The organism is Salipiger sp. PrR002 (assembly GCF_010500775.1).
In the GTDB taxonomy this organism is placed as follows: Bacteria; Pseudomonadota; Alphaproteobacteria; order Rhodobacterales; family Rhodobacteraceae; genus Salipiger.
In genome coordinates this window covers 56,155-76,433 of the sequence record NZ_JAAGOU010000022.1, presented here as the reverse complement: position 1 = coordinate 76,433, position 20,279 = coordinate 56,155, and the positions used below count along the sequence as shown (strand labels likewise).

At 59.5% G+C, this 20,279-nt stretch carries 11 protein-coding genes and 2 pseudogenes; 5 read left to right on the top strand and 8 right to left on the bottom strand.

What is annotated here, in order from left to right; genetic code table 11:
• Window positions 1–668, top strand: a pseudogene (locus G0A00_RS18785) (phosphomannomutase); the annotation flags it as partial.
• A 442-nt stretch (window positions 669–1,110) separates the two neighbouring features.
• Window positions 1,111–1,848: a sulfotransferase domain-containing protein gene (locus G0A00_RS18780; protein WP_164184322.1), complete on the top strand. Its 738-nt coding sequence runs from the start codon at window positions 1,111–1,113 to the stop codon at window positions 1,846–1,848.
• A 309-nt stretch (window positions 1,849–2,157) separates the two neighbouring features.
• Here G0A00_RS18780 and G0A00_RS18775 read toward each other — a convergent pair whose 3' ends face one another.
• The 3 genes from G0A00_RS18775 to G0A00_RS18765 all read right to left on the bottom strand — a co-directional run bounded on the left by G0A00_RS18775 (window position 2,158) and on the right by G0A00_RS18765 (window position 8,326).
• Entirely contained in the window at window positions 2,158–3,072 is a 915-nt protein-coding gene (locus G0A00_RS18775) for an NAD-dependent epimerase/dehydratase family protein (protein WP_235953258.1), read from the bottom strand.
• A 119-nt stretch (window positions 3,073–3,191) separates the two neighbouring features.
• Complete coding sequence (locus tag G0A00_RS18770; RefSeq protein ID WP_164184324.1) at window positions 3,192–4,379, bottom strand: hypothetical protein; 1,188 nt, start codon at window positions 4,377–4,379, stop codon at window positions 3,192–3,194.
• Between the two features lie 98 nt (window positions 4,380–4,477).
• Window positions 4,478–8,326, bottom strand: a complete 3,849-nt coding sequence (locus tag G0A00_RS18765; RefSeq protein WP_164184325.1) for a glycosyltransferase — start codon at window positions 8,324–8,326, stop codon at window positions 4,478–4,480.
• A 578-nt stretch (window positions 8,327–8,904) separates the two neighbouring features.
• On the opposite strand from G0A00_RS18765, the pseudogene G0A00_RS26570 reads away from it, so the two are divergent.
• Window positions 8,905–9,035, top strand: a pseudogene (locus G0A00_RS26570) (IS110 family transposase); the annotation flags it as partial.
• A 57-nt stretch (window positions 9,036–9,092) separates the two neighbouring features.
• On the opposite strand, the gene G0A00_RS18760 reads toward G0A00_RS26570, so the two are convergent.
• Complete coding sequence (locus G0A00_RS18760; RefSeq protein ID WP_164184326.1) at window positions 9,093–10,160, bottom strand: GSCFA domain-containing protein; 1,068 nt, start codon at window positions 10,158–10,160, stop codon at window positions 9,093–9,095.
• An 11-nt stretch (window positions 10,161–10,171) separates the two neighbouring features.
• Complete coding sequence (locus G0A00_RS18755) at window positions 10,172–11,038, bottom strand: WcbI family polysaccharide biosynthesis putative acetyltransferase (protein WP_164184327.1); 867 nt, start codon at window positions 11,036–11,038, stop codon at window positions 10,172–10,174.
• Between the two features lie 177 nt (window positions 11,039–11,215).
• Between G0A00_RS18755 and G0A00_RS18750 the strand changes: the two genes are divergently transcribed.
• Complete coding sequence (locus tag G0A00_RS18750; protein ID WP_164184328.1) at window positions 11,216–13,168, top strand: DUF4214 domain-containing protein; 1,953 nt, start codon at window positions 11,216–11,218, stop codon at window positions 13,166–13,168.
• Window positions 13,169–13,223: 55 nt separating this feature from the next.
• Here the strand turns inward: G0A00_RS18750 and G0A00_RS18745 are convergent, their stop codons facing one another.
• The 3 genes from G0A00_RS18745 to G0A00_RS18735 all read right to left on the bottom strand — a co-directional run bounded on the left by G0A00_RS18745 (window position 13,224) and on the right by G0A00_RS18735 (window position 18,329).
• Window positions 13,224–13,967: a sulfotransferase family 2 domain-containing protein gene (locus G0A00_RS18745; RefSeq protein ID WP_164184329.1), complete on the bottom strand. Its 744-nt coding sequence runs from the start codon at window positions 13,965–13,967 to the stop codon at window positions 13,224–13,226.
• A 104-nt stretch (window positions 13,968–14,071) separates the two neighbouring features.
• Window positions 14,072–17,059 carry a DUF4214 domain-containing protein gene (locus G0A00_RS18740; protein ID WP_164184330.1) on the bottom strand — a complete coding sequence of 996 codons (2,988 nt, stop codon included), beginning with the start codon at window positions 17,057–17,059 and terminating at the stop codon, window positions 14,072–14,074.
• 268 nt (window positions 17,060–17,327) lie between these two features.
• Complete coding sequence (locus G0A00_RS18735) at window positions 17,328–18,329, bottom strand: replication initiator protein A (RefSeq protein WP_164184331.1); 1,002 nt, start codon at window positions 18,327–18,329, stop codon at window positions 17,328–17,330.
• 457 nt (window positions 18,330–18,786) lie between these two features.
• On the opposite strand from G0A00_RS18735, the gene G0A00_RS18730 reads away from it, so the two are divergent.
• A complete protein-coding gene (locus G0A00_RS18730; RefSeq protein WP_164184332.1) occupies window positions 18,787–20,175 on the top strand; it encodes an AAA family ATPase in 1,389 nt (462 codons plus the stop codon).
• The last annotated feature ends 104 nt before the right edge of the window (window positions 20,176–20,279 follow it).

Here is a 20,279-nt window from a genome sequence, read left to right as displayed (position 1 = left end):
TGCTGGCCGATGAGACCGGCACAATCGTGCCCGGCGACATCATGGGCCAGATCTCCGCCGAGGCGCTGGGGGCGGAGGCGGTGGTGACGCCGATCTCGTCAAACTCGGGCGTCACCCGCAAGGGCTTTGGCAAGGTGCTGACCACCCGCATCGGCTCGCCCTTCGTCATCGCCGGCATGGAAGAGCTCGGCGGCAAGGTCGTCGGCTATGAGGCCAATGGCGGCTTTCTGCTGGGGTTTGAGGCGCAGGGCCCCGACGGCACTCTGGCGCCGCTGCCCACGCGCGATTGCATGCTGCCGCTGATCACGGTGCTGATCGCCGCCGGGGAGGGCCCGCTCTCGGCCCGCGTCGCGCAGGAGCCGCCGGTGGTGACCATGGCCGACCGGCTGCAGGAGGTGCCGCAGGAGGCCTCGCAGCCCTTCGTGACAAAGCTGCGCGAGGACGCGGGCGCGCGGGCGGAGTTCCTGTCGCGGCTGGGCGCCGCGGAGGCGGGCTGCGATCTCACCGACGGTGTGCGCATGAGGCTGACCGATGGCCGCATCGTCCATGTGCGCCCCTCGGGCAACGCGCCGGAACTGCGGCTCTATGTCGAGGCGGTCGACCGGACTGGAGCCGAGGCGCTGATGGAGCGTGGGTTGGGGGAGTTGCGGGGCGCTCTTCTGGGCTAGATAGCCGGCAGGCCCAATTTCTTAGCTGAGTTATTTGCTCGGCCATGGAGCCTCCCCATTGCCGTAAGAATGGCGATTTGCCCGCATCAATCTGGAATGCACCCCGCTGAGGGTTCAAGGGGCGCTGCAACAGCTCTCGCTATCTCAGTTTTGCCATTTCTTCTCTGCAGGCTTCCCTTGGCGTGCGTCAGACGAATTTTTTCCACTTTCCAGAAAATAGGTAAATTGTCACAGCGGATTTTAGAATGTACCTACAACACAGTCAGTTATCATGTTAAATTTATGTTAACCATACCGCGAGCGCACAAAGGCACCCGGCGCCTCTCACAGGAGGGTACCGCAATCTCTATTTCGCAAAAACAGCTCTCGCAAATACCACCCTCTAGACATGCTTGGCATTTCGGGCGATGCATCCCCGATGCAGTTTGTGGAAACCTAAGTCGTGACCAAGATTTCTTTTCTCATCGCCGGCGTGCAGAAAGGTGGCACCACCGCTTTGTGGCACTTCTTGTCTCAAAGCTCAGATCTTGCATTTGGTCGCCAGAAAGAACTTCATTTCTTCGATGATGAGTCCGTCGACTGGGTCAAGCCGGACTACGATAGGCTGCATGAGAGCTTCGCCCCGGACCACACAGGATGTATCAAGGGGGACGCGACGCCGATCTACACTTATTGGCCGCCCAGCCTTGAGCGGATCCAAAACTACAATCCCGACATGAAGTTGATCGTTTCATTGCGCGATCCCGTCCAGCGCGCATTCTCGCATTGGCGTATGGAAACGAGCCGTGGAAGCGAAACTCTGCCGTTCAGCGAAGCGATCAGAGTTGGCCGTGAGCGTATGAATCGAAGCGGTGGTATGCTTGGGGCTCACCGTGTCTACAGCTACGTCGAGCGTGGTTTCTTCGCCGCGCAACTCGACCGGATGTTCGCACTCTTCCCGCGATCTCAGGTTTTGCTGTTGCGGCAAGCCGACCTCTTGCAAAATCAGGCTCGGGTGCTCGATGACGTTGCTGATTTTCTCGAGGTTCGCCGGTTCAGTGCAGCGATTAAGCAAGAAGAAATATTCTCGCATGCAGACCAGCCGCTCCAACCTATCGCGGCGAAAGACGCGGCGTATCTTCGTCAACTCTACCTTCCGGATCTGGCCAAGCTCAAAGATGAATATGGTGTTGTGCTGTAAAGCGATGATGCTTCTGATGTGCTGAGAATCCCTCTCCTGTATCGGTGTCACTCTGGCTGCGCGGCGGCGCCCGAGAGTGTCCAATCTTCTGCGTAACGGCACGCCGGCCCATGCTGAGAAGAAAGGACAGCGTGGGCCATGGACGCGAAACTAAACGACCATGTGCTGGATGAGCTTCTCAAGGGCTGCGAACGGCCTGAAGACCTACTCAGAGAGAACGTGTTGATGAAGCAGCTTAAGAAGGCGCAGACGCCGCTTACTGAAAAGCCAATGTCCGAGTCTAATCAATCGCGATCATGGGGTCTGAAATCAGCGCCAAGGGACCAACATGCGCTCCACGCCCTCTTCCAAGGATATGCCTGGCGCCCAGGATAACAGCCGGCAGGCCTTCGAGATATCGAGAACGCTGCGACTGACATCCGTATTACGGCCCGGAAGAAACTCCTTTTCGAAGCAAACGCCGAGCGTCGCCTCAAGCGTTTCGATTACCTCGAGGATCGAGCGCCCTTCACCCTTACCAATATTGAACACCTCATTGCCAGCACTCGGACAGTCAACCACCTTCTCCACGGCCGCGGTCAGGTCGTCGATGTAAATGTAGTCGCGCTGGCTGCTTCCGTCCCCGAATATCTGTATCGGGAGACTTTCGCGCTGTCGCTGCAAGATCGCGGGGATCAGCCCCTGCCCTTTACGGAACGTCTGGCCAGGGCCGTAGGGGTTCGAGACGCGCAAAATAACGTACTCAAGTCCATCCACACGACTGAACATCTGCAGGTACTTCTCGATCATCAGCTTGGTCATTCCATGCGAGTTGATCGGGTTGGTATGCGCCGTCTCCGCCGTAGGCACCGGGGCGTTGGGGCCGTAGACCGTGCCGCCCGAGGAAACAAAAATGTAGCGGCGGACCCCGGCTGAGATAGCCTTCTGGATGAAGGATACATGAGGGATGACGTTCTCTTGGATGTCATCCACCAGTACCCGATTGCCCATGCCGGGGCTCGACGAACTGATCAACTGAATGACAGTATCGAGGCCTTGCACGGTCGACAATGTGGATAGCGGGTTGGTGAAATCGGCTTCCACAAGGTCCAAGCGATCCTCCCAAGCTGCGGCAACACGACTGTCAAAACGCCTGGAGACGGCCCGTACCGCTTGCCCTCTTGCCAAAAGGCGTTCCACTACATGGCGTCCGATAAAGCCATTTGCTCCGTATACACCAATCATCATATCGCCCTACGCATGGCTCCCGCCAACCCTAATCGCACCACCGCTTCGGAAAAAGTTCGGGGAGGAATTAAGAGTATTCTCACACTCTTTCAACAACAAAAATAAGTCCAGGCACCCTAATTCTTGCCGTGAAATAAACTGGATATATCCTCGCCTCCTCCAGAAGAACTAGAGGCTTTACGAAAGAGAAACTGGAAGTCCTCTTCCGACAAAGCCCTGCGTACTTCTTTTGAGCATATTATATTCATAATCCTTATCCTATCAGAAGAGCTTAAAGTTCTATTATCGCAAAAATTCGAAACGAACCGCCCAAATAGGGTTGAGAAAGCCTCCAACAGATCGCCCGCCTGAGGAGATAGATCAAAACCTTTCTGTGGAACAGGGAACGGGTTACCGTTCATCCCCAAGAATTTTTTGGCGAACTCTACGTTCGACGAATGGTAAATCTCATATAGATTTTGGGCGCGCGAGTTTTCTAGTTCACCCCACTTAGCCTCCTGCGCGGAAAAAATAAAATTCTTCACCTCACTTGCAACCTCTGAGATCCGATGCGCTGACCCGGTTGAGCAAGATTCATTCACAACCCTACCCAAATTTAGCTGAAGCAAGCTTAACTTCTCATTTTCATTAGATGATGAATAATCCAGGACATCCAGATTGAAATTCGGCGCAGCTCTACGAAGAAAATCCTTTCGTATATCCTCGCAAAGGAAATTCTCCCTCCCGTACAAGACGGGCGTCACATTACTTTCGCCGAAGGCCTCACACCATTTCCCCATGATGAAATTGTAGTCATAGTAATGAGGCGACAGTCGAGATATATCCGAGAAATCTGAGTACCTCACTGAATGACCAACCCTAATGGCAGTCGAATAAAGGCTTCTATTGAGGTCGACCTGACTCCTAAAGTAACAAATCACATGCACTTCTTGAAAAGCAGACTTAAGAAAATCTCTTAACAGAAAAATTCTATCTTTCGCAGTGACGCGGCTATGAAAGTGCTCTGATGTTATTATGAAGTTCTCAGCTCCCTCCCTACTATTAACATTTATCTCTTCCAGGACTTCCTCCTCAAAACCTCTGAAGAACTCCTCATTATCAGCCTTAGTTTCAATGCCATTTATTATATGGAAATCATCCATATAACCTTGAAAATACGCTGCGAGCTTTCGGTTGTTCTCCCGCCCCATAACGTCGCTCAAGGCCACGCCTTGCTTACGAAGGTTTTCTCTATTTTGATACAACCACCCCTGCAGCGTTGTGCTACCCGTTTTTTCGGTACCAATGTGAAGCGTGCACTTCATATATTCCTCCAGATAGCCTGCACTTTTCCTGACTTAACGAGATACTTTTCCTTCAGAGCTCTAAAAGAGCTCTCCCAAGATGCACAAAATTTTCGACATCACATCGCTGCATTTTTTCTTTCCGATAAGCACTTTTCATATATACAAGCATAGCTTTCTATCATTTTCCGGATGTCATACCGTTCATCGAACCGCTTCTTGGCAGAATCGGAATAAGCCGCGAACTCCACGTCACTCCCGATCAACCGCCTTATCGCGTCGCAATACGCAGGAATATCCACGCTACCATCTACATTTGGCACCACGATGCCGGCCGCGCCGTCACCAACTCCGATCATCTCCGGAATTTCCCCGACGTTCGTTGCGATGATCGGTTTTGCCAGCGCCATCATTTCCAGAAGAACCAGTGGCATGGATTCCCCAATGAAGGTGCTCGGAAGGATGCCGACATCACACACGGAGATTAGTTCATCCACGTTATCGACGTGCCCGTAGAGATGCACGAAGTCCAAGCCCTGCTGCCGGATTTCCGTGGCGGCAGGCCCTTCTCCGACAAGCATCAGTTCCACGTTGAGCCCGTCTTCGTTGAGCTTTCGGGCAATCTCTACAGCCTGGAACCAGCCCTTCTCCTCGATGCCGCGGCTGACCAGGCACAATAGAACGCTGTCGTCACGCAGCCCCAACTCGGCACGGCTGATCGCTCTGACCTGCGGAGAGGGCACGCCATTGGCAATCCTCTTGTGGTGATGTGGCGCGCCAAGCTCCTGGAAAACCTTCATGTTCTTGTCCGCGATATGGACCCAGCAATCCATCCTATCGCGCATAAAGGCATAGTCTCCCGAAAAGTCGACATCCAGCCCCGGGTTTTCCAGAAGTGTTTCGTGACAGCCATGCATCGTGGTCACCCAAGGCATCTGCGGCAGGGACTCGATATGCTGGCGGACATATTTGTCGGCCCACCAGATGGACGAGTGAATGATGTCGATGTCATATTCGGCGCAGAGGCCCGCGAGGTTCCGGAGCCTCGGATCGTTCTCCCGAATCAGCACGACGCTAGGATTGATCCGCGACAGCACCTTCTCATGCGTCGCCGAGTAGCCGACATTGAGCAGCACCGCGCGGCCGCCGCGCGCCGCCCAGGCATTGGCCAGACGGATGGCGAACATCTGTCCGCCGCCCGGCGACAGGTCGCTGGCCACCATCAGCAGGCTGGGGATCTCCTTGCCCGCCGTCAGGCCTGACGCCTGCCGGACCGCGTCGCGCTGAGCGGCATCCTCAACGCCGAAGCGGTCGAGGTCCTGCAATGTGAAGGCATCCGCCTGCGCCTGAGTGGCCTCGGAAATCCGGTAGGTGCGGTCTACGTACTGCCGGATATCCGCCAGTTCCTCGAAGTAGCGCAGGCTGCCCTCGGTCTGGTGGGTCACCGTGTTTCCGTGCCGGCGGTGATAGTTCAGCGTTCGGGCATCGAAGGCAATATTGCCGCCCCGCAGGGCGCGCAGGTAGAAATACCAGTCGCCGCACATCCGCATGGACGTGACCTGATCGACAAAGTCGGGCTCCGGCTCGAACTTGCGGATCATCACTGCGCTAGCGTTGGGGATGACGTTGCCAACAGCCAGACCGGCATTCACCTCAAGGTGGTCCGTGGCGACGTAGGACTGCCTCCACCGTCCTTCGGCGATGCGGTTGAGATAGAGCGCGTCGTAATCGCCGAGTGATGTGCCCTCGGCATTCACCGGCATCGATTTGGCGTGGGCGAGAAAGACGTTTCGGTCATCCATTGAAGGCACCAGCGCCGCGAGCAAGTCCGGCTCGCAGTAGTCATCCGCCTCAGCGATCCAGACCAGTTCGGAGCGCGCCTCGCGCATGCCCTTCATCCATTGTGCGAAGGGCGAGCCGGAATTCTGCGTATTGAGGATCGCGCGTGTCGCCGGCCGGCGCCGCGCCCAGTCCTCCAAAATCGCCCCGGAGCCATCAGGCGAGGCGTCGTCCAGCAAGATCACCTCGAAGTCTTGAAAGCTCTGGGAGTAGATCGAGGTCAGCCGCTGCTCGAGATAGGCGCCGTAGTTGTAGTTCGGCACCACGATGCTGACATGCGGGTCCACGCCCATTGCGCTACGCAGCACGTCGAGGATTTGCGGACCCGTCGCGGTTACCGAAAACTCCGCCTGCACCGCCTTGCGTCCGATTGCTCCGTGCTCGGCAAGGCGCCCGGAATCAGCCATGTAATCCAGCACCGCCTGCGACATGGCTTGGACATCGCCGAAAGGCACCGCGAGGCCGCAGCCTCGCGCAACAAACTCAGGCATCCCTCCGGCGTCCTCGAAGCAAACGACCGGAATCTCGTTCGCGGCCGCGTAGAGGCAAACCAGCGGGAAGGGGTCCTCCTCGGACGGCAGCAGGAACAAATCGGCAGCCTCGAGAACTCCGGCCACGTCCTCTTGGTAGCCGATGAAATCGACGACATGCTCGAGACCCTTGTCCCGCACCATCTGCCGGCAGGCATCCTCATCCGGGCCGCCCCCGATCCAGACGAACTTGCAAGGCAGTTCGCTGGTCAACGACACACACTCTGCAATTTCGATGAACTTATCAGGAGACTTCCGCCAATGCATCACGCCGCAGCCCATGACTACGAAGGCCTCGGGGGACAAGCCCAGAGCCGCACGGCGCATGAGGCGGCCCTGCTCGGCGTTCTCCCGGTCCAAAACCGGTCCGATGAAATCGTAGACTAGATGTAGCTGCGCGGAGTCGACATTGTGATTCTCGCGAAGATTCGCGATCACGGCATCACTACCGCCGAGAATCGTGGTGCAACGCTGTGCTAGGCGCTCAATACAGCCCGGGTAGGCGCCGATGATCTTCTCCAACTCGTGCACATAGCAAACTGCAGGGGTATCTGCCATCCAAACGTCGAAGAACTTTGTGCTGGCTACTGAGTTCACGAACAGCCCGCGCACGTCGCAGCCGGAGAAGGCGCGGATCTGTTCCTCTGCTACGGCGGGATCAAGCCCGTCCTCGACCACGTGGACCGGAGCGATGGCCTCAAACAGATGCCTGTGGGCACCATCGCGCATCGCGACGAATTTGACGTCGTACTTAGTCGTCGCCAAGAGCCATTCAGCTAGGCTGCGGATCAGTTGCTGAGCACCGCCAACCTCGAGATCGTGAGTGACGAGTAACAGCAATCCGCTGCTGCGCTCACCGAAAGAAATCTCAGCCGGAAGCGCCTCAGCGACCGGCGCCACCTCGTCTGCACGGAGCGGTATCCTGCCCTCGGCACGCCCGAAGGCTAAGAAGTGATAGATCGGGTTCATTTCTGACGACAGGACGTCCGGATATTTTTCCATATAGTATTGCGCATCGAAATGCGACCCGACAGGGCGTCTCTCGTTCCAGCCAAACAGGAAATAATGGACGAGAGGATCTATGCCAAAATCAAGGACATCCGGATTTAAATCGATGTATTCCACGGGATCGAAAACCGAATTGGGCCAGTATCCGAGCTTGGCTCCGTGCCGTAGATAATGCAGCAGAGCGTCACTCTGAGTCTCCAGCTCCGCAACATATGTCTGTGCGTAGAAATCAGGATCAAAAATTCGGTAATTGCTCAGAATACTCTCGTACAGCACCAACGCCCTGAGATCGGGCTCTTGAAGGATCGCACTCATTCGCACGGAGGAATAATAGGGGGCCAGAAGCGTGTCACGGCGGCTCCGCGCCTGCGGCCCCAGGTCCATGACCCAGCCGGTTGGGGGCAGGGTCACCTCTCCAAGGCAAAAGCCATCATCCGCATCAACGAGCCTCGCCTGAATCTCCCGCCGCGGTTCGGCCTCGACGATGACCTGAAAGCCGTGGTGGCCATTTCCGATTCCGGCCGCGAGAAGGTCCCCTCGAAAAAGATTTGCCGAGGCCTCCGCCAGCACCCGACCATCGTCTGCTGCCACGACTTTCAGCGTCGAAGGGGCATCGCCGTACCTCTTATTACAAAGCCACCCCACCACCGTACGTCCGTCGACAAGGTCTAGGTGGCCCTGAACTCCATCTCGACGCCTTTTTATTAAGCGCCGCATGAACCTATTCTCCGCGTTTTTGGTCATGCTCACCCAAATCCCTAGCTTATAGAAACTGCCTCTGCGCCGCCAACCCAGCGACCCAACTCTCACTTACCCGGACCGGCCAGGCACCACAATTGACCTTTTCTGGAATTTCCCACTCTCACCGCCGCCCACTACCGTGCGCGTCTCACGCCCCTCGACAGCGGATCTGCCTGCCCCTGCAGACGGCCGCGTGACAGCATCCGGCAATCACTTTGTCTCTGCGCCACTCGACTAGGGTCAGGACCCATGATCGCGGCGTGAGTCTGACTGGGCCATTGGCCTCTCCCGTGGGATTCTCCGTTCGAGGATTGCGCCAGACGGGCTGTCGCCGAGCCTCAAGAATGGGGGAGAGACCATATACAAAGTAGCACGTTCATCGGGCTGGATGTCCATAAGGCGACGATTTCGATCGCGGTTGCGATTGGGGGCCGTGCGGCTACGGGCTGCACCGGGACATCATCCCGGTACTCGTTGAGATGGGGCATGAGTGCATCGTCGTCGCCCCCTCGCTCATTTCGGTGAGGCCGACGACCGTGTAAAGACGGCCCCCCGCGATACGCGCGAACCGCTTTGCCAAGAACAGCTATGGCGCGTATCTCAAACGCCTGCTCGGTTAGCGCCGTTCGCCTGCCGTATCGATGGCTTCCTCGTCGCAGACGATGGCCGAAGCACTGGCATAGTTCTGCAGCATTTCGCCTGGGACCTCTCGGTCTGGCGCTTCTGGCCTTCCCTGATCCGTATAGGCGCTGACGAAGCACCTCATAGCGTGTGCCACACCCAACAGGTTTACCTCGCGCTGATCGGGTTCGTAGTAGAGCCCACCCGTGGCGCTGCTAGTGATGATCTCGAACGACGGGAAGTAGTCCACGAAATCGAACGCGTCACAGGCCTCCTGTGCTGCCACCCGCAGCACCGCCTTGCTATAGGTGGTCGAGCTGAGCACATGCCTCGGCTCGAAAGTCGCTATCAGCGGCACCGGCGACACGGTCAGCAGAACCCGTACGTCTGGGTTAACCTGCCGCAGACGGGTGAGGAAACTACTCAGCGTCGTACTGGTCTCAGCCACGGAGAAATTGTGAAATTCGTGGCATTCGGGATCAAAACTACCGGCCACCACCCCGGGCGCTAGCGGAAACACACTGTCGTCGGCACGGGACCTCCAAGCCTCGGTCAGCCCCAGTGTGAAGACGAAGAGATCAGCCTGTAGGAACATCTCGCGCACTGCCTCGAGATGCAGGCGTCTGGCCCGCGCCACCTCCTCGGGGCTGTCATAGCCCTCCGGTTCGACCTGCGGGCGAAAGGGATCGACATAACGCCCGTCGGGTCTTTGCCAGGCAGGCTCCGCCCGACTGCGCCCTTCGAAGACCTCGGCGAAGAGCTGGTCGAGTTGATGCACCGTATAGAGGTTGCCGAAACGCGCCGAGAACACGCCGAACTGCCGGGCCTTGCGTTCGGCCTCGTCCAGCGTGGCCCCGCTCTCGGGCACGAAGTAGTTGAACCCAAGTTCGGCTAGGCGGCGCGAGATGTGCTGGGCAAAACAGCTGCCGGCAGTGGCCACGCGCATATCCGGCGTGACCTGAAATTTCGGCATGACTGCGGGGTCGAGCCTGTGCGGCTCAACCCGCGAGACCGCGCGGCGCCACATCTGATAATCGGGAACGTCGCGGTAGGGGTTGGCCATCTTGCTCTCCTTCAGGCTCCGATCCGGCCAAGGACTCTCTCCTCGAACCGCGCCATCTTGTCGGCAAAGGCTTTGGCCGGCCTCATTCCCGTGCCCGCCTGGCTGTCGTAGCAGTCGAAGCAAAGTTTTATATATTGCGGTAATGTTAGCACCCGGTTCTGGTTGTCGATCTTGAAGAGCAGACTGCCCTGCGTGCCACAGGCCTCCGCGATCTCCGGATAGCAGGGAAAGATCGATCCGACGACCAAGGTATCACGCGGCGGCACATCGAAGGCCAGCGGCGTGGCACCGATGCGTCTTGCCACATGCCGCGACAGATCGAAGATGCAGCGCGCCTTCGGATGATTGATGGTATACATGAAGCAACCGCCTCGGACCCACGACAGAAAGAGATCGGAAAGCTCGATATGGTGGCTGCGGAAGCTGTCGAGCAGCAGACTCTTCTGCTGATCCCATTCTTCGAAATAGCCTAGATCTTGGTACACCTTGCCCCGATAGAGCCTCAAGGTCTCAGAAATCGATAGACCAGCCCGATGCGCGGCAAAACATATCATCGAATGATATGCGCCATATTCGCTCTTGAGCTGCTGCCCAGCGGCATTCTCGATGTAGACTGTGTCGGGATGATAGCCTGAGAAGAAGAAGGTCGGCACTGTCACGATCGTCTTTTTCGAGACCAGCTCGGCCCCTAGCAACGGCGCCACCCCCGGCAGAAGCACGAGAATGTCACTCTGTGCCGCATCCTGCCTGAGCTTTTGCGGTGCCGCCCGTGCCGCGCCGATCTCGTAGCCTGTTACCACCAGCTCCGGACAGAGTAACTGCAGCCCCGCCACCAGCCCCTGCGTAGCGCAGTTCGAGACAACCAAAACCTTGCTCATATGTTCCTTTTCCACTCTGGGATTCAGCCCAAACTCACCCAGATAGAGAGCCGCGTCCAGCGCGAGCCAACGGAAACGTGAACGCCCGCGTCACCTCTTGTGGCCGCCGTTCTGAAACTCCCCTGCCCCACAGCCGTGACTTCGCCATGTGACCAGTGATGATAGAGGAGATCACCAATGGCCCATCTGGCTTCGTCCTACACGTCCTTCGAGACATTTCTGTCCCGTGCGGACGCCTATTGGACCGTCGATTTTAATGCGCTGAACAGCTCCGGCGTAAACGCAACCGCGATCCTCGCGATGGAAACCGAAGAGGACGGCACCTCCTATCTCAACGTGGCGATCACCGGCACCGGGCTGACCCCGTCGCAGACCCACGCGCAGCACGTGCATGGCCTCTTTGATGAGGACGGCGCCCCGATCGACTCCACCGCGCCGACGCTGGCCGATGACGCCGATCGCGACGGCATGGTCGAGGTGATCGAGGGTCTGGGGCAATATGGCGACGTGCTGCTGCCGCTAGCCTCGGGGGGCGCCATGCCCATGGCCGATGAAAACGGCCTGCTGTCCTTCGTGCAGAGCTACGATCTGAACGACGATGAGAATTTCTTCAGCCCGGTGTCGATGACCGATTACACCGCCGAGGACATCATGCCGCTGACCCTGCGCGAGATCGTGCTGCACGGCGTCGACGTGCCTGACGGTATCGGCGAGGGCACCGACGGCGAAGTGGACGGCGGCGAGAATGGCTACACCGGCATCCTGCCCGCCGCCGCCGGCGACATTGAGAGCGCTAGCCTCGAGGAGGTCATGGACCTGCTCGCCATGCAGCGCGCCACTGCCTCGACCCGCACCATCCTGACCGATGGTGATGACATGTATGACGCCGGGGCCGGAGATGACTTCATCAACGGCAAGGGCGGTGACGACAGTCTCAATGGCGGAGCCGACAACGACACGATCTCGGGCGGCAGCGGCCGCGACGTGCTCTACGGCGCAGATGGCAACGATCTGGTGGATGCGTCGATCGAGGATGACAACCAGTCCGATGCCGCAGACAGCGGCGCCGCGGGCAGCCTAAGCCTTGGCGATTACGACAACGGCCTCGCGGGCGGCGCGGGCGACGATATGATCCGCGGCCGCGCTGGTGACGACATTATCACCGGCGACGACGACAGCCGCGTTTCGGACGCGCTCGGCACGATGTTCAACGCCGAAGCCGATGGCGCCGACACGATCTACGGCGGCGCTGGCAACGACGAGATCCACACCGGCACCTGGGCCGATGGTGATCAGGGGCTGGAGAATGCCTCCACCGGCATGATGTCCGACTGGGCCTCGGGCGGCATGGGCAACGACATCCTGCGCGGCGCTGGTGGTGACGACACGCTCTATGGCGACCAGGGCTCCGACAATATCGGTGGCGGCGGCGGCAATGACGTGATCTACGGCGACTTCATGTCGGCCGGCTCGGCCGAGATGGCCACCGGCCAGGTCATCCGCATCTATCAGGCCGCCTTCGATCGCGCGCCCGATCTCGGTGGCTTTTACAACTGGACCGAACGGCTGCTGACCGGCGAGCACACGCTGGCCGAGATCTCCACCGGTTTCACCGGCAGCGCCGAGTTCGCCGCTGATTACGACGGTTTGGGCAACGAAGGTTACGTGCAGGCGCTTTACAACAACGTGCTGGGTCGCGACGCAGACGCCACGGGCCTCGCCAATTGGACCGCTCGGCTGGACGAAGGAACAACCCGCGCCGAGGTACTGGTAGGGTTTTCCCAGAGCCAAGAGTTCATCCGATCAATGGCTGATGACATATCCGAATGGGTAATGGATCAGGGCACCGACGACGTGCTGATGGGCAATGGCGGCGAGAACCTGCTTTCAGGCGGCCTGCTGGCCGACCGCTTCGTGTTTTCCACCGACGCGGGCAGCAGCCACGACGTGACCGACCTTGAGAGCTGGGACATGCTAGACTTCAGTGCCTTCGGTTACGGCAGCGCCGACGACGCCGTGGCAAACATGATGCAGGACGGCGACGATCTGGTGTTCATGGATCAGGATGTGACGGTCACCTTGCAGGACACCATGGCCAGCGATCTCGACAGCAGCATGATCCTCGTCTGATCGCCAGCACCGCAAGATATTGCCCCGCGGAGATAATGCCGCGGGGCGTATTGCATCACACAAAAGACTGTTGAACAAACATTCGCTTGGCATTTTCATAGATCACCCGATCAAGGCGGGTCAGCTTGTTAAGCTGAGCATCGATCTCCGGAGTGATCTGTTCACGCTCGACGGCTTCCATGTCCGGCAAATTGACTTGATTCTTCGAGGACCGGGCCCAAGGCATTTCGGCCGGCATCTCGACTCCAAGTCGTCGGGTCACTTGTTGAAAAAGCCCGGCCATATCCTCGGTGAAGCCAATCGTATCGATTGTCAGTAGGTTGCGCATGGCGAGACGCAGCGCATCTTCGTCGCTCACCACTATTTCGCCGCGCGGGCCGGACCAATGCCGTCCCAGCAAACTGCGGGCATAGTAGTTGTCTACATCGGAGGGTATGCCATCGGACCGGTGCTTGAGGAATTCCAGCAATCCCAGCTCTTTTGCCCGCCGCGGGCCCGTCAGATTGCGGGCCTCAATGATCCGCCACGAATGTGCCCGCCAGAAGTAATACAGCGAGAGGATTCGGGCCTTCGGCTCACGCAGCACGGTGATGGTATAGAGCGGTCCCGGAAGTAGGCTCAGCCGAGCGAAGTCCATATGCGCAGAAAAATAGTCGAACTGCTGTAATTCCTCCCGCGTGAACCGCTCGAAGCTACGAATCCGCTCAGGACACACCGCCTTAGGTGGAAATTTATCGACCAAAAAATCATGCAGTGACGTTCCCCCGGTCTTAGGGAAGTGAACAAGAGCAACGCGCAAGTGAAAAAGTCTCCGATATTGGGGCCAGCTCAGCGTGAGTTGAAAGCTATCTTTGCGACGCCGCAAGGTGCAGTCTAGCCACGCGGCGTCGCAGAGGCCTCCTCTCAGGAGAGATTGTAGCGGACGCGGCCCATCTCGCTGAGACGCATGTCTAGGAAGGTAATGGTCTGCCCGCCATACTGGAAGACCACATTGGCTCCCGTTTGCACCATATGCGACACAGCATTGGCCGGGGTTGTGAAACCAAACCCGGAAAGCTGCAGACCATCCCAGGGCTCGAACCCATAGATCACGTCCGAACCGCCCTCGCCTGCCCGGAACACGAAGACATCGCTGCCGTTACCACCGTTCATCCGGTCGTTTCCAGCGCCCCCCTCAATCACATCGTTCCACCGCGGTTCCTTGCCACGCATGTAGTCATCGAGCTCGGCGGTCGTACCGGCCTTGAACTCACCAGACTCCGAGAAGCCGAGAACCACTTGGGCACGGGTCATGGCGCCGCTGTCCAACTGCGACGTCCAGTTGGCGAGCCCTCGCGCGTCAGGCTCGCGGCCCAGAACGTTGTTATAGAGCAGCGCCACGAATTCCCCGTTACTCAATGCGCCATAGGTGTTCTGGAACTCCTTGCTGTTCACGAAGCTTCCGGCCACGGCCTCGAGGGAATGCACATCATTGTTGAGTGCATTGAACCAGCCCAGCAGCCCTGACACATCAGGCTCCCTGCCCAGCGTGGCACCGTAAATCCGGTACACTTGGGCAAACACGTCCTGCTCGCGCGATCCGGTCTCTGTCACCGCAGAGGCAGTGTCGTAGATCGTATTCGCACCGCTCCCGCCGCGCAGTATCGAAGCCTCGGAATCTCCGACAATCACCGAAGCGTCAGAGGGCCGATCGACGAGATCACTAGCGCGAATGCCGTACCCTGCGGCGAGGTTCGAGAACTCTTGGCTGTAGATGAACCCGTCCAGAACTCCGGCCCGGTCCCACTCTCCGGATTCAAGCCGCGCCACCCAGTTCCCGAGCCCCGTCGAGTCTGCCGTCCGATCGAAGAAAGCGGCGTAGAGCACGCCAACAAACTCGGCGTTGCTTGTGTTTCGGCCAAGGAATTCCGGGCTAAGGATGAAGCCCTCGGCAACATCTGCCCCAGAGGCGACACCGGAATAGAGCCGGTCGGCCCAGTTGTTCGTGCCCCGCGCATCCGAACTGCGCCCGAGGATGATCTCGTAGAAACGGTCGACGAAGGCCCGGATCTCATTCAGGGACTGATTGCCTTGATAGTCCGCACTGCGATACTCCGAGGTCACTGCATCGAAAGGGTTTTCCCAGCGGTAGATCATCGCCTGATTGTGATCGGAGGTGGTGCCGCCGCCGATTAGAGCCAGCGTCCCGTCACCGTCGATATCTTTTGCCACCGGCGATCCGGCACCAGTCGACAGCACGTATTCGGGCCGATCGATGCCGGTCAGTTGCGTGCCGTCAGAATCGAGCACTACCAGTTGCCCGCCGACGGTCACCAGGATCTCTAGGTCCCCCCCGGAGTTGTCGATATCCACAGCGACCGGGGAATTCATGATCGGCCGGATCAGAGCGTCGTTGTTGCTAAACGGCAGAACTCGGGTCGCAAAGAGCTCTTGCCCCGCGGCGTTCCAGGCGTGCACGTAGCCCGAGGTGGTCGCTGCCACGATCTCCGGCGTACCGTTGCCGTCGATATCGGCGATGATCGGCGCAGCAAAGGTCCGACCCGTGGTCTCAAGCTCGAGGCGCAACGTGCCGTCGGAATTCCAAACCTTCAAATACTGGCCGCGGCCATCCTTGAAGTAGTCGCCGGTGCCCTGAACAATCTCAAGACTGCCGTCATTTTCGAGGTCCACCAACTTCGGGCTGCTCCAGAGCGACTGCTCCTCGAATTTGCCCCGGTAGCTAGCGTCGGTCGAAGTTCCGACCTGCTCATCAAAGCCCTCGATATTGTGCTGCCCATACCTTGAGATCACATGTAACAGACCGCCTTGAACGTCCAGACCGGCGCGGGGATTGGCAGAGATATCCGCTGGGACGATCAACTCGTAGAACCCATCCCCGGTCAGGTCGGCGACGCCCGGCGTGGCCCCAGCTGTGTCGTGCAGGTTCAACTCATACTCGAGCGCCCCAGTGCGACCGTCCAGAACGTACATGTAGTGATCCCAGGCGGTGAAGATCACCTCCCGCACACCATCGGAATCGATGTCGAAGACCCTTGGCGCCCCGAGGACGCCATCGGGGCGGCCATCGTTGCCGATGTAATCCCGCGTCTCGAAATACCAGAGCGTGTTCCCCACGGCGTCCACGGCGTAGACGCCACCCTTGTCGCCCGGCTGGCCGACAGTGCCGAAACCACCTGCATTGTCAGCCCCAACCCCGACAACGAGGTCGATGCTGCCGTCGCCATTCAGATCAGAAAAGGTGGGCGCGGAGGTCACTGAGGTTGAGTTGTAGGTCTTGCCGGTCACACTGTCGGCACCGGTAGCCGCATCGAAGGTCTTACTCCATTTCACCGTACCGTCGGCCTCAAGCACCACCAGTCCGCCAGGACGCAATTCGTTGCCCTGAGCGTCTAGCGCCTTGCTGGTGCCGACAAAGATCTCGTCAATGCCATCATTGTCGATATCAAATACCGCCGGAGAAACGTTGCGAATCGGGCCGAAATCCAACTCCACCGACCAGGCATCGGTCGGCAGTTCGACATTCAAGGTGTAGTCGATTTGCATCCCTGCAGGCATACCGGTGACGCGTAGGTAATAACTCCCACCCTGGTTCGCAAAGTAGGTGAAGCTTTCAGAGCCAGCCGTGGAATAATTAGCGGCCAGCCCCTGCCCCGTCGCAGATAGAAGAGTGAGGCTCAAGTCGACCAGACGTCCCTCCTGCTCGGTCGCGTGGACCATCGACAAGCTTAACTCCCCTGGGCCGGTTTCCAACGCGAACCAATCCGTCCCACTTCCGGTGATCTGGTGCCGACCTTCTCCAAGCGCCACCGCCGTCTCTGCCGTATCATTCGGCTCATACGCCGTGGAAAGCGCTGCGTAGTCCGGCGTGAAATCGCCAAAGAGATCATTCATAGCCTGTAGTCCCCTGTCCCCGAGGTCGTCGCAGTTTCGCAAATGTGTGGGTGGGAAGCATCGGCCTCCGCCGGTCACTCCCCCGACTTCGTTAGCCCCCATGTGTTGCGAAGCCGTTTACATTCACCTCGCCCCACATCGAGCAAGCAAGGCTTAGGCAGAGAAAGCGGTAAAAATGGGACATCTTTGGCATGGATGTCACAGCTGCGTGATTCGGGCGGTATCATGCAGCCCGCAACCTGTTTCGCAGCGAAACAAATAGGCCGCCTCAGCCGCGCTCCTGCGCCTTCACCCAACCGAGGAAGGCGGCGTCGGCATTGCCGAGGCGCGGGCGGCCGGTTTCTTCCCACCAGCCGCGCCAGCGCGCCGCGAGCGCGTGAACGTCGGCGCCGGGGCGCAGGGCGCGGGCGGCGTCGAGCACCTCGTCCGACAGATGCGGACCGGAGGCGGTGGCGCGCGGAGCGCGCTGGCGCTCGACGACGATCATGTCGCCCGGGACCTCGTGCAGCCGGTAGTCGGGCAGGTTGCCCTCGGCGATCATCTTGCGCAGCGCCGCGCGGAACACCCGCAGCGGCGCGGTCGACCCGGCCTTCTTGTGCAGCGTGCCCACCGAGACTTGCCAGCTTGCCTGCCGCCCGCAGTGCTTGCGCGCCAGCTCGTAGACCCGACGCTCCAGAGGCTTGCGCAGCTGGAAGTAGGCGCGGTTCAGGGTCAGCACCGAATTGGCCAGCACCGCGCGGAACAACCATTCCGACAGCGTCACCGTCACCGAGATCATCCGCCCGCCGCGCGAGCGGCGCACGATCTCCCAGCTGTCGATCAGGCCAAAGCCGCGGGTGGTCTCGAGACCGCCGGTTGCCATATTGGTGGTGATGCGGGTGCCGGCGAGCCGCTCGAAGGCGTCCTTGAGCCGCGTGTAGCCATCGCCCGACGTGTCGCGGTTGGTGGCCACCATCAAATCGTGCGCCTTGAGCTGCAGCGTGCGCGACACCTCGCGCCCGGCGTTCAGCGCCGCCATCAGCTGGCTGACGCAGTAAATCAGGATGTCCTTGTCGTGGATCGTCGCCCGGCCCTTGACCGAGGGCGTGACCTCAATGGTGGTGCCATTGTGCTCGTAGCTCAGTACCCGCCGGTCGGGCCGGGTCGAGAGCGAGAAGATCGGATGCTCCATAGAGCCCAGATCATCCTTCGGCGCGGCATCGAAGATGTCGCAGACGAAGAAGTCCGCGGTCGCTGGCGCGGCGGGCGCAAGCCCGCTTCCGGGAACCATCCCAGGGGTCTGTTTTGATGATGCCATCGTTCGCGTCGTACCTGCCCTGCCCCCGGGTTTTCGCGGCGGATCTGCGCCCGCCTGCTATCGGGGTTTCAGTGACGCTCAGCCTAAGTTTATCCACAGCCCGCGTCCAGCCCGAGATCGGGGGATCGGAGTCGGCAAGGCGTGGGATCAGAGTCGCCTTAACGTGGGATCAGAGTCGCAGCCATGCCTTGAGATGACAGATTTCTATTATTCACCAGTAGTTTAGGAAGATGCTTCCCAGACCGTAACAAATAAACTAACAAAAAATAACACAGCTATTGAAAGATAAGCGCCCAGTCTGAGGCATCTTCCTTGGCGACAACCTCCCGAATCTGCTTAGAAAACCTGCGGATGTGCAGCTTTTGCTTCCATGTTCGTCGTTTTTCAGTATCCTGATAAAAACGACGAACATGGAAGGTCGCGCAGGGACATGAAGGCGGAGACGAAAACCGAGCTGCCCCCCTATTTCAACATCGACCCCGACGCCGCGCTGAGCGCGCTCGGCGGGCCCTTCGAAACCTCGGAGTTCGCCGAGATCGCGCAGGCTTGCGAGGCAGGGCGCAGCGATCTCGCCGGGCGCGGGCTCGAAGAGAATGGCGGGCGCAGCCTGCGGCTCTTCTCGACCTGGGAGATCACCCGTTACCTGATCCCCGTCGCAGTTGGCCATTTCCGCCGGGTGCTGAAGCAGAACCCCGAACTGCCGCAGGGCCGGTCGGAGACCGAGGGCGGCGCCAAATGGTTCACCTTCGAGGAGGTGCTGCGGCTGCGCGCGTATTTCGCCGCCGGTGGATCGAAGGCCAAGAACTATCTGCCGTGGCGCCCCGAGGGGCTGCCCGCCAAGATGGTTGCCGTGGCCAACTTCAAGGGCGGCGTCGGCAAGACCTCGACCTGCGCGCATCTGGCGATGAGCGCCGCGCTCGACGGCTACAAGGTACTGGTGATCGACCTCGACAGCCAGGGCTCGATGACCTCGATCTTTGGCGGCAGGGTCGAGGATGAATGGCAGACGGTCTTCCCGCTGCTGGCGCGTCACTACGGTCGTCACCTGCAATCGGAGAACCAGCGTCGGATGGATCGCGGCGACCCGCCGGTGCCGCTCGACGAAACGCTGTCGGGGGCGCTGGAGGCGAAGGCGCAGGATCTGGTGCAGACCACGCACTGGCCGAACATCGATCTCATCGGCGCGCAGCTCAACCTCTATTGGGCCGAGTTCCAGATCCCGGTCTGGCGCATGCAGGCGCGCGGCTGGAAGCTCTGGGACGCGCTCACCGAGAGCCTCGAGGCCGACGGGCTGCTCGACGAATATGACGTGATCTTCCTCGATACCCCCCCTGCCCTCGGCTACCTGACGATCAACGGGCTGGCCGCCGCCGACATCCTGCTGGTGCCGCTCGGTGCGTCCTTCCTCGAGTTCGACTCCACAGGCCGGTTCTTTGACATGCTGCATTCCACCTTCTCGTCGATCGAGGAGGCCGAGAACATGGCCGCCCGGGCGCTGGGGCGTGAAGGGCTGAACTTCCAATGGGACGCGGTGCGCGCGGTGATCACCCGCTACGACGGCACCCAGCAGGGCGAATTGGCGGCGCTGATGCAGGCCTATCTCGGGCCGGTGCTCTCGCCGCACCGGCAGGATTACACCGCGCTCATCGGGCAGGCCGGAGAGCAGGTGCGCGGCATCTATGAGGCCGACTACCGCGACTTCAACCGCGAGACCTATGCCCGCGGCCGCGAGACCTTCGACGCCACCTATGCGGCTCTGAAGCAGCTGCTTCTGGGCAGCTGGCGGCGCGATGAACAGGCTCTGCGGGCCGCCGAATGAGACTCTGTTTCGCTGCGAAACAATTTTTTGGGCGGCGGGGTCACCCCGTCTTAACCATGTTCGGGTCGGCTCTGTGCCGGACCTTTTCCTGACAGGAGCAGACG

Coding starts and splice junctions, on each gene's coding strand:
- G0A00_RS18775 (WP_235953258.1), bottom strand. CDS start 3,072: ATGATTGGTGTATACGGAGCAAATGGCTTTATCGGACGCCATGTAGTG.
- G0A00_RS18770 (WP_164184324.1), bottom strand. CDS start 4,379: ATGAAGTGCACGCTTCACATTGGTACCGAAAAAACGGGTAGCACAACG.
- G0A00_RS18760 (WP_164184326.1), bottom strand. CDS start 10,160: ATGGCCAACCCCTACCGCGACGTTCCCGATTATCAGATGTGGCGCCGC.
- G0A00_RS18755 (WP_164184327.1), bottom strand. CDS start 11,038: ATGAGCAAGGTTTTGGTTGTCTCGAACTGCGCTACGCAGGGGCTGGTG.
- G0A00_RS18750 (WP_164184328.1), top strand. CDS start 11,216: ATGGCCCATCTGGCTTCGTCCTACACGTCCTTCGAGACATTTCTGTCC.
- G0A00_RS18740 (WP_164184330.1), bottom strand. CDS start 17,059: ATGAATGATCTCTTTGGCGATTTCACGCCGGACTACGCAGCGCTTTCC.
- G0A00_RS18735 (WP_164184331.1), bottom strand. CDS start 18,329: ATGGTTCCCGGAAGCGGGCTTGCGCCCGCCGCGCCAGCGACCGCGGAC.
- G0A00_RS18730 (WP_164184332.1), top strand. CDS start 18,787: ATGAAGGCGGAGACGAAAACCGAGCTGCCCCCCTATTTCAACATCGAC.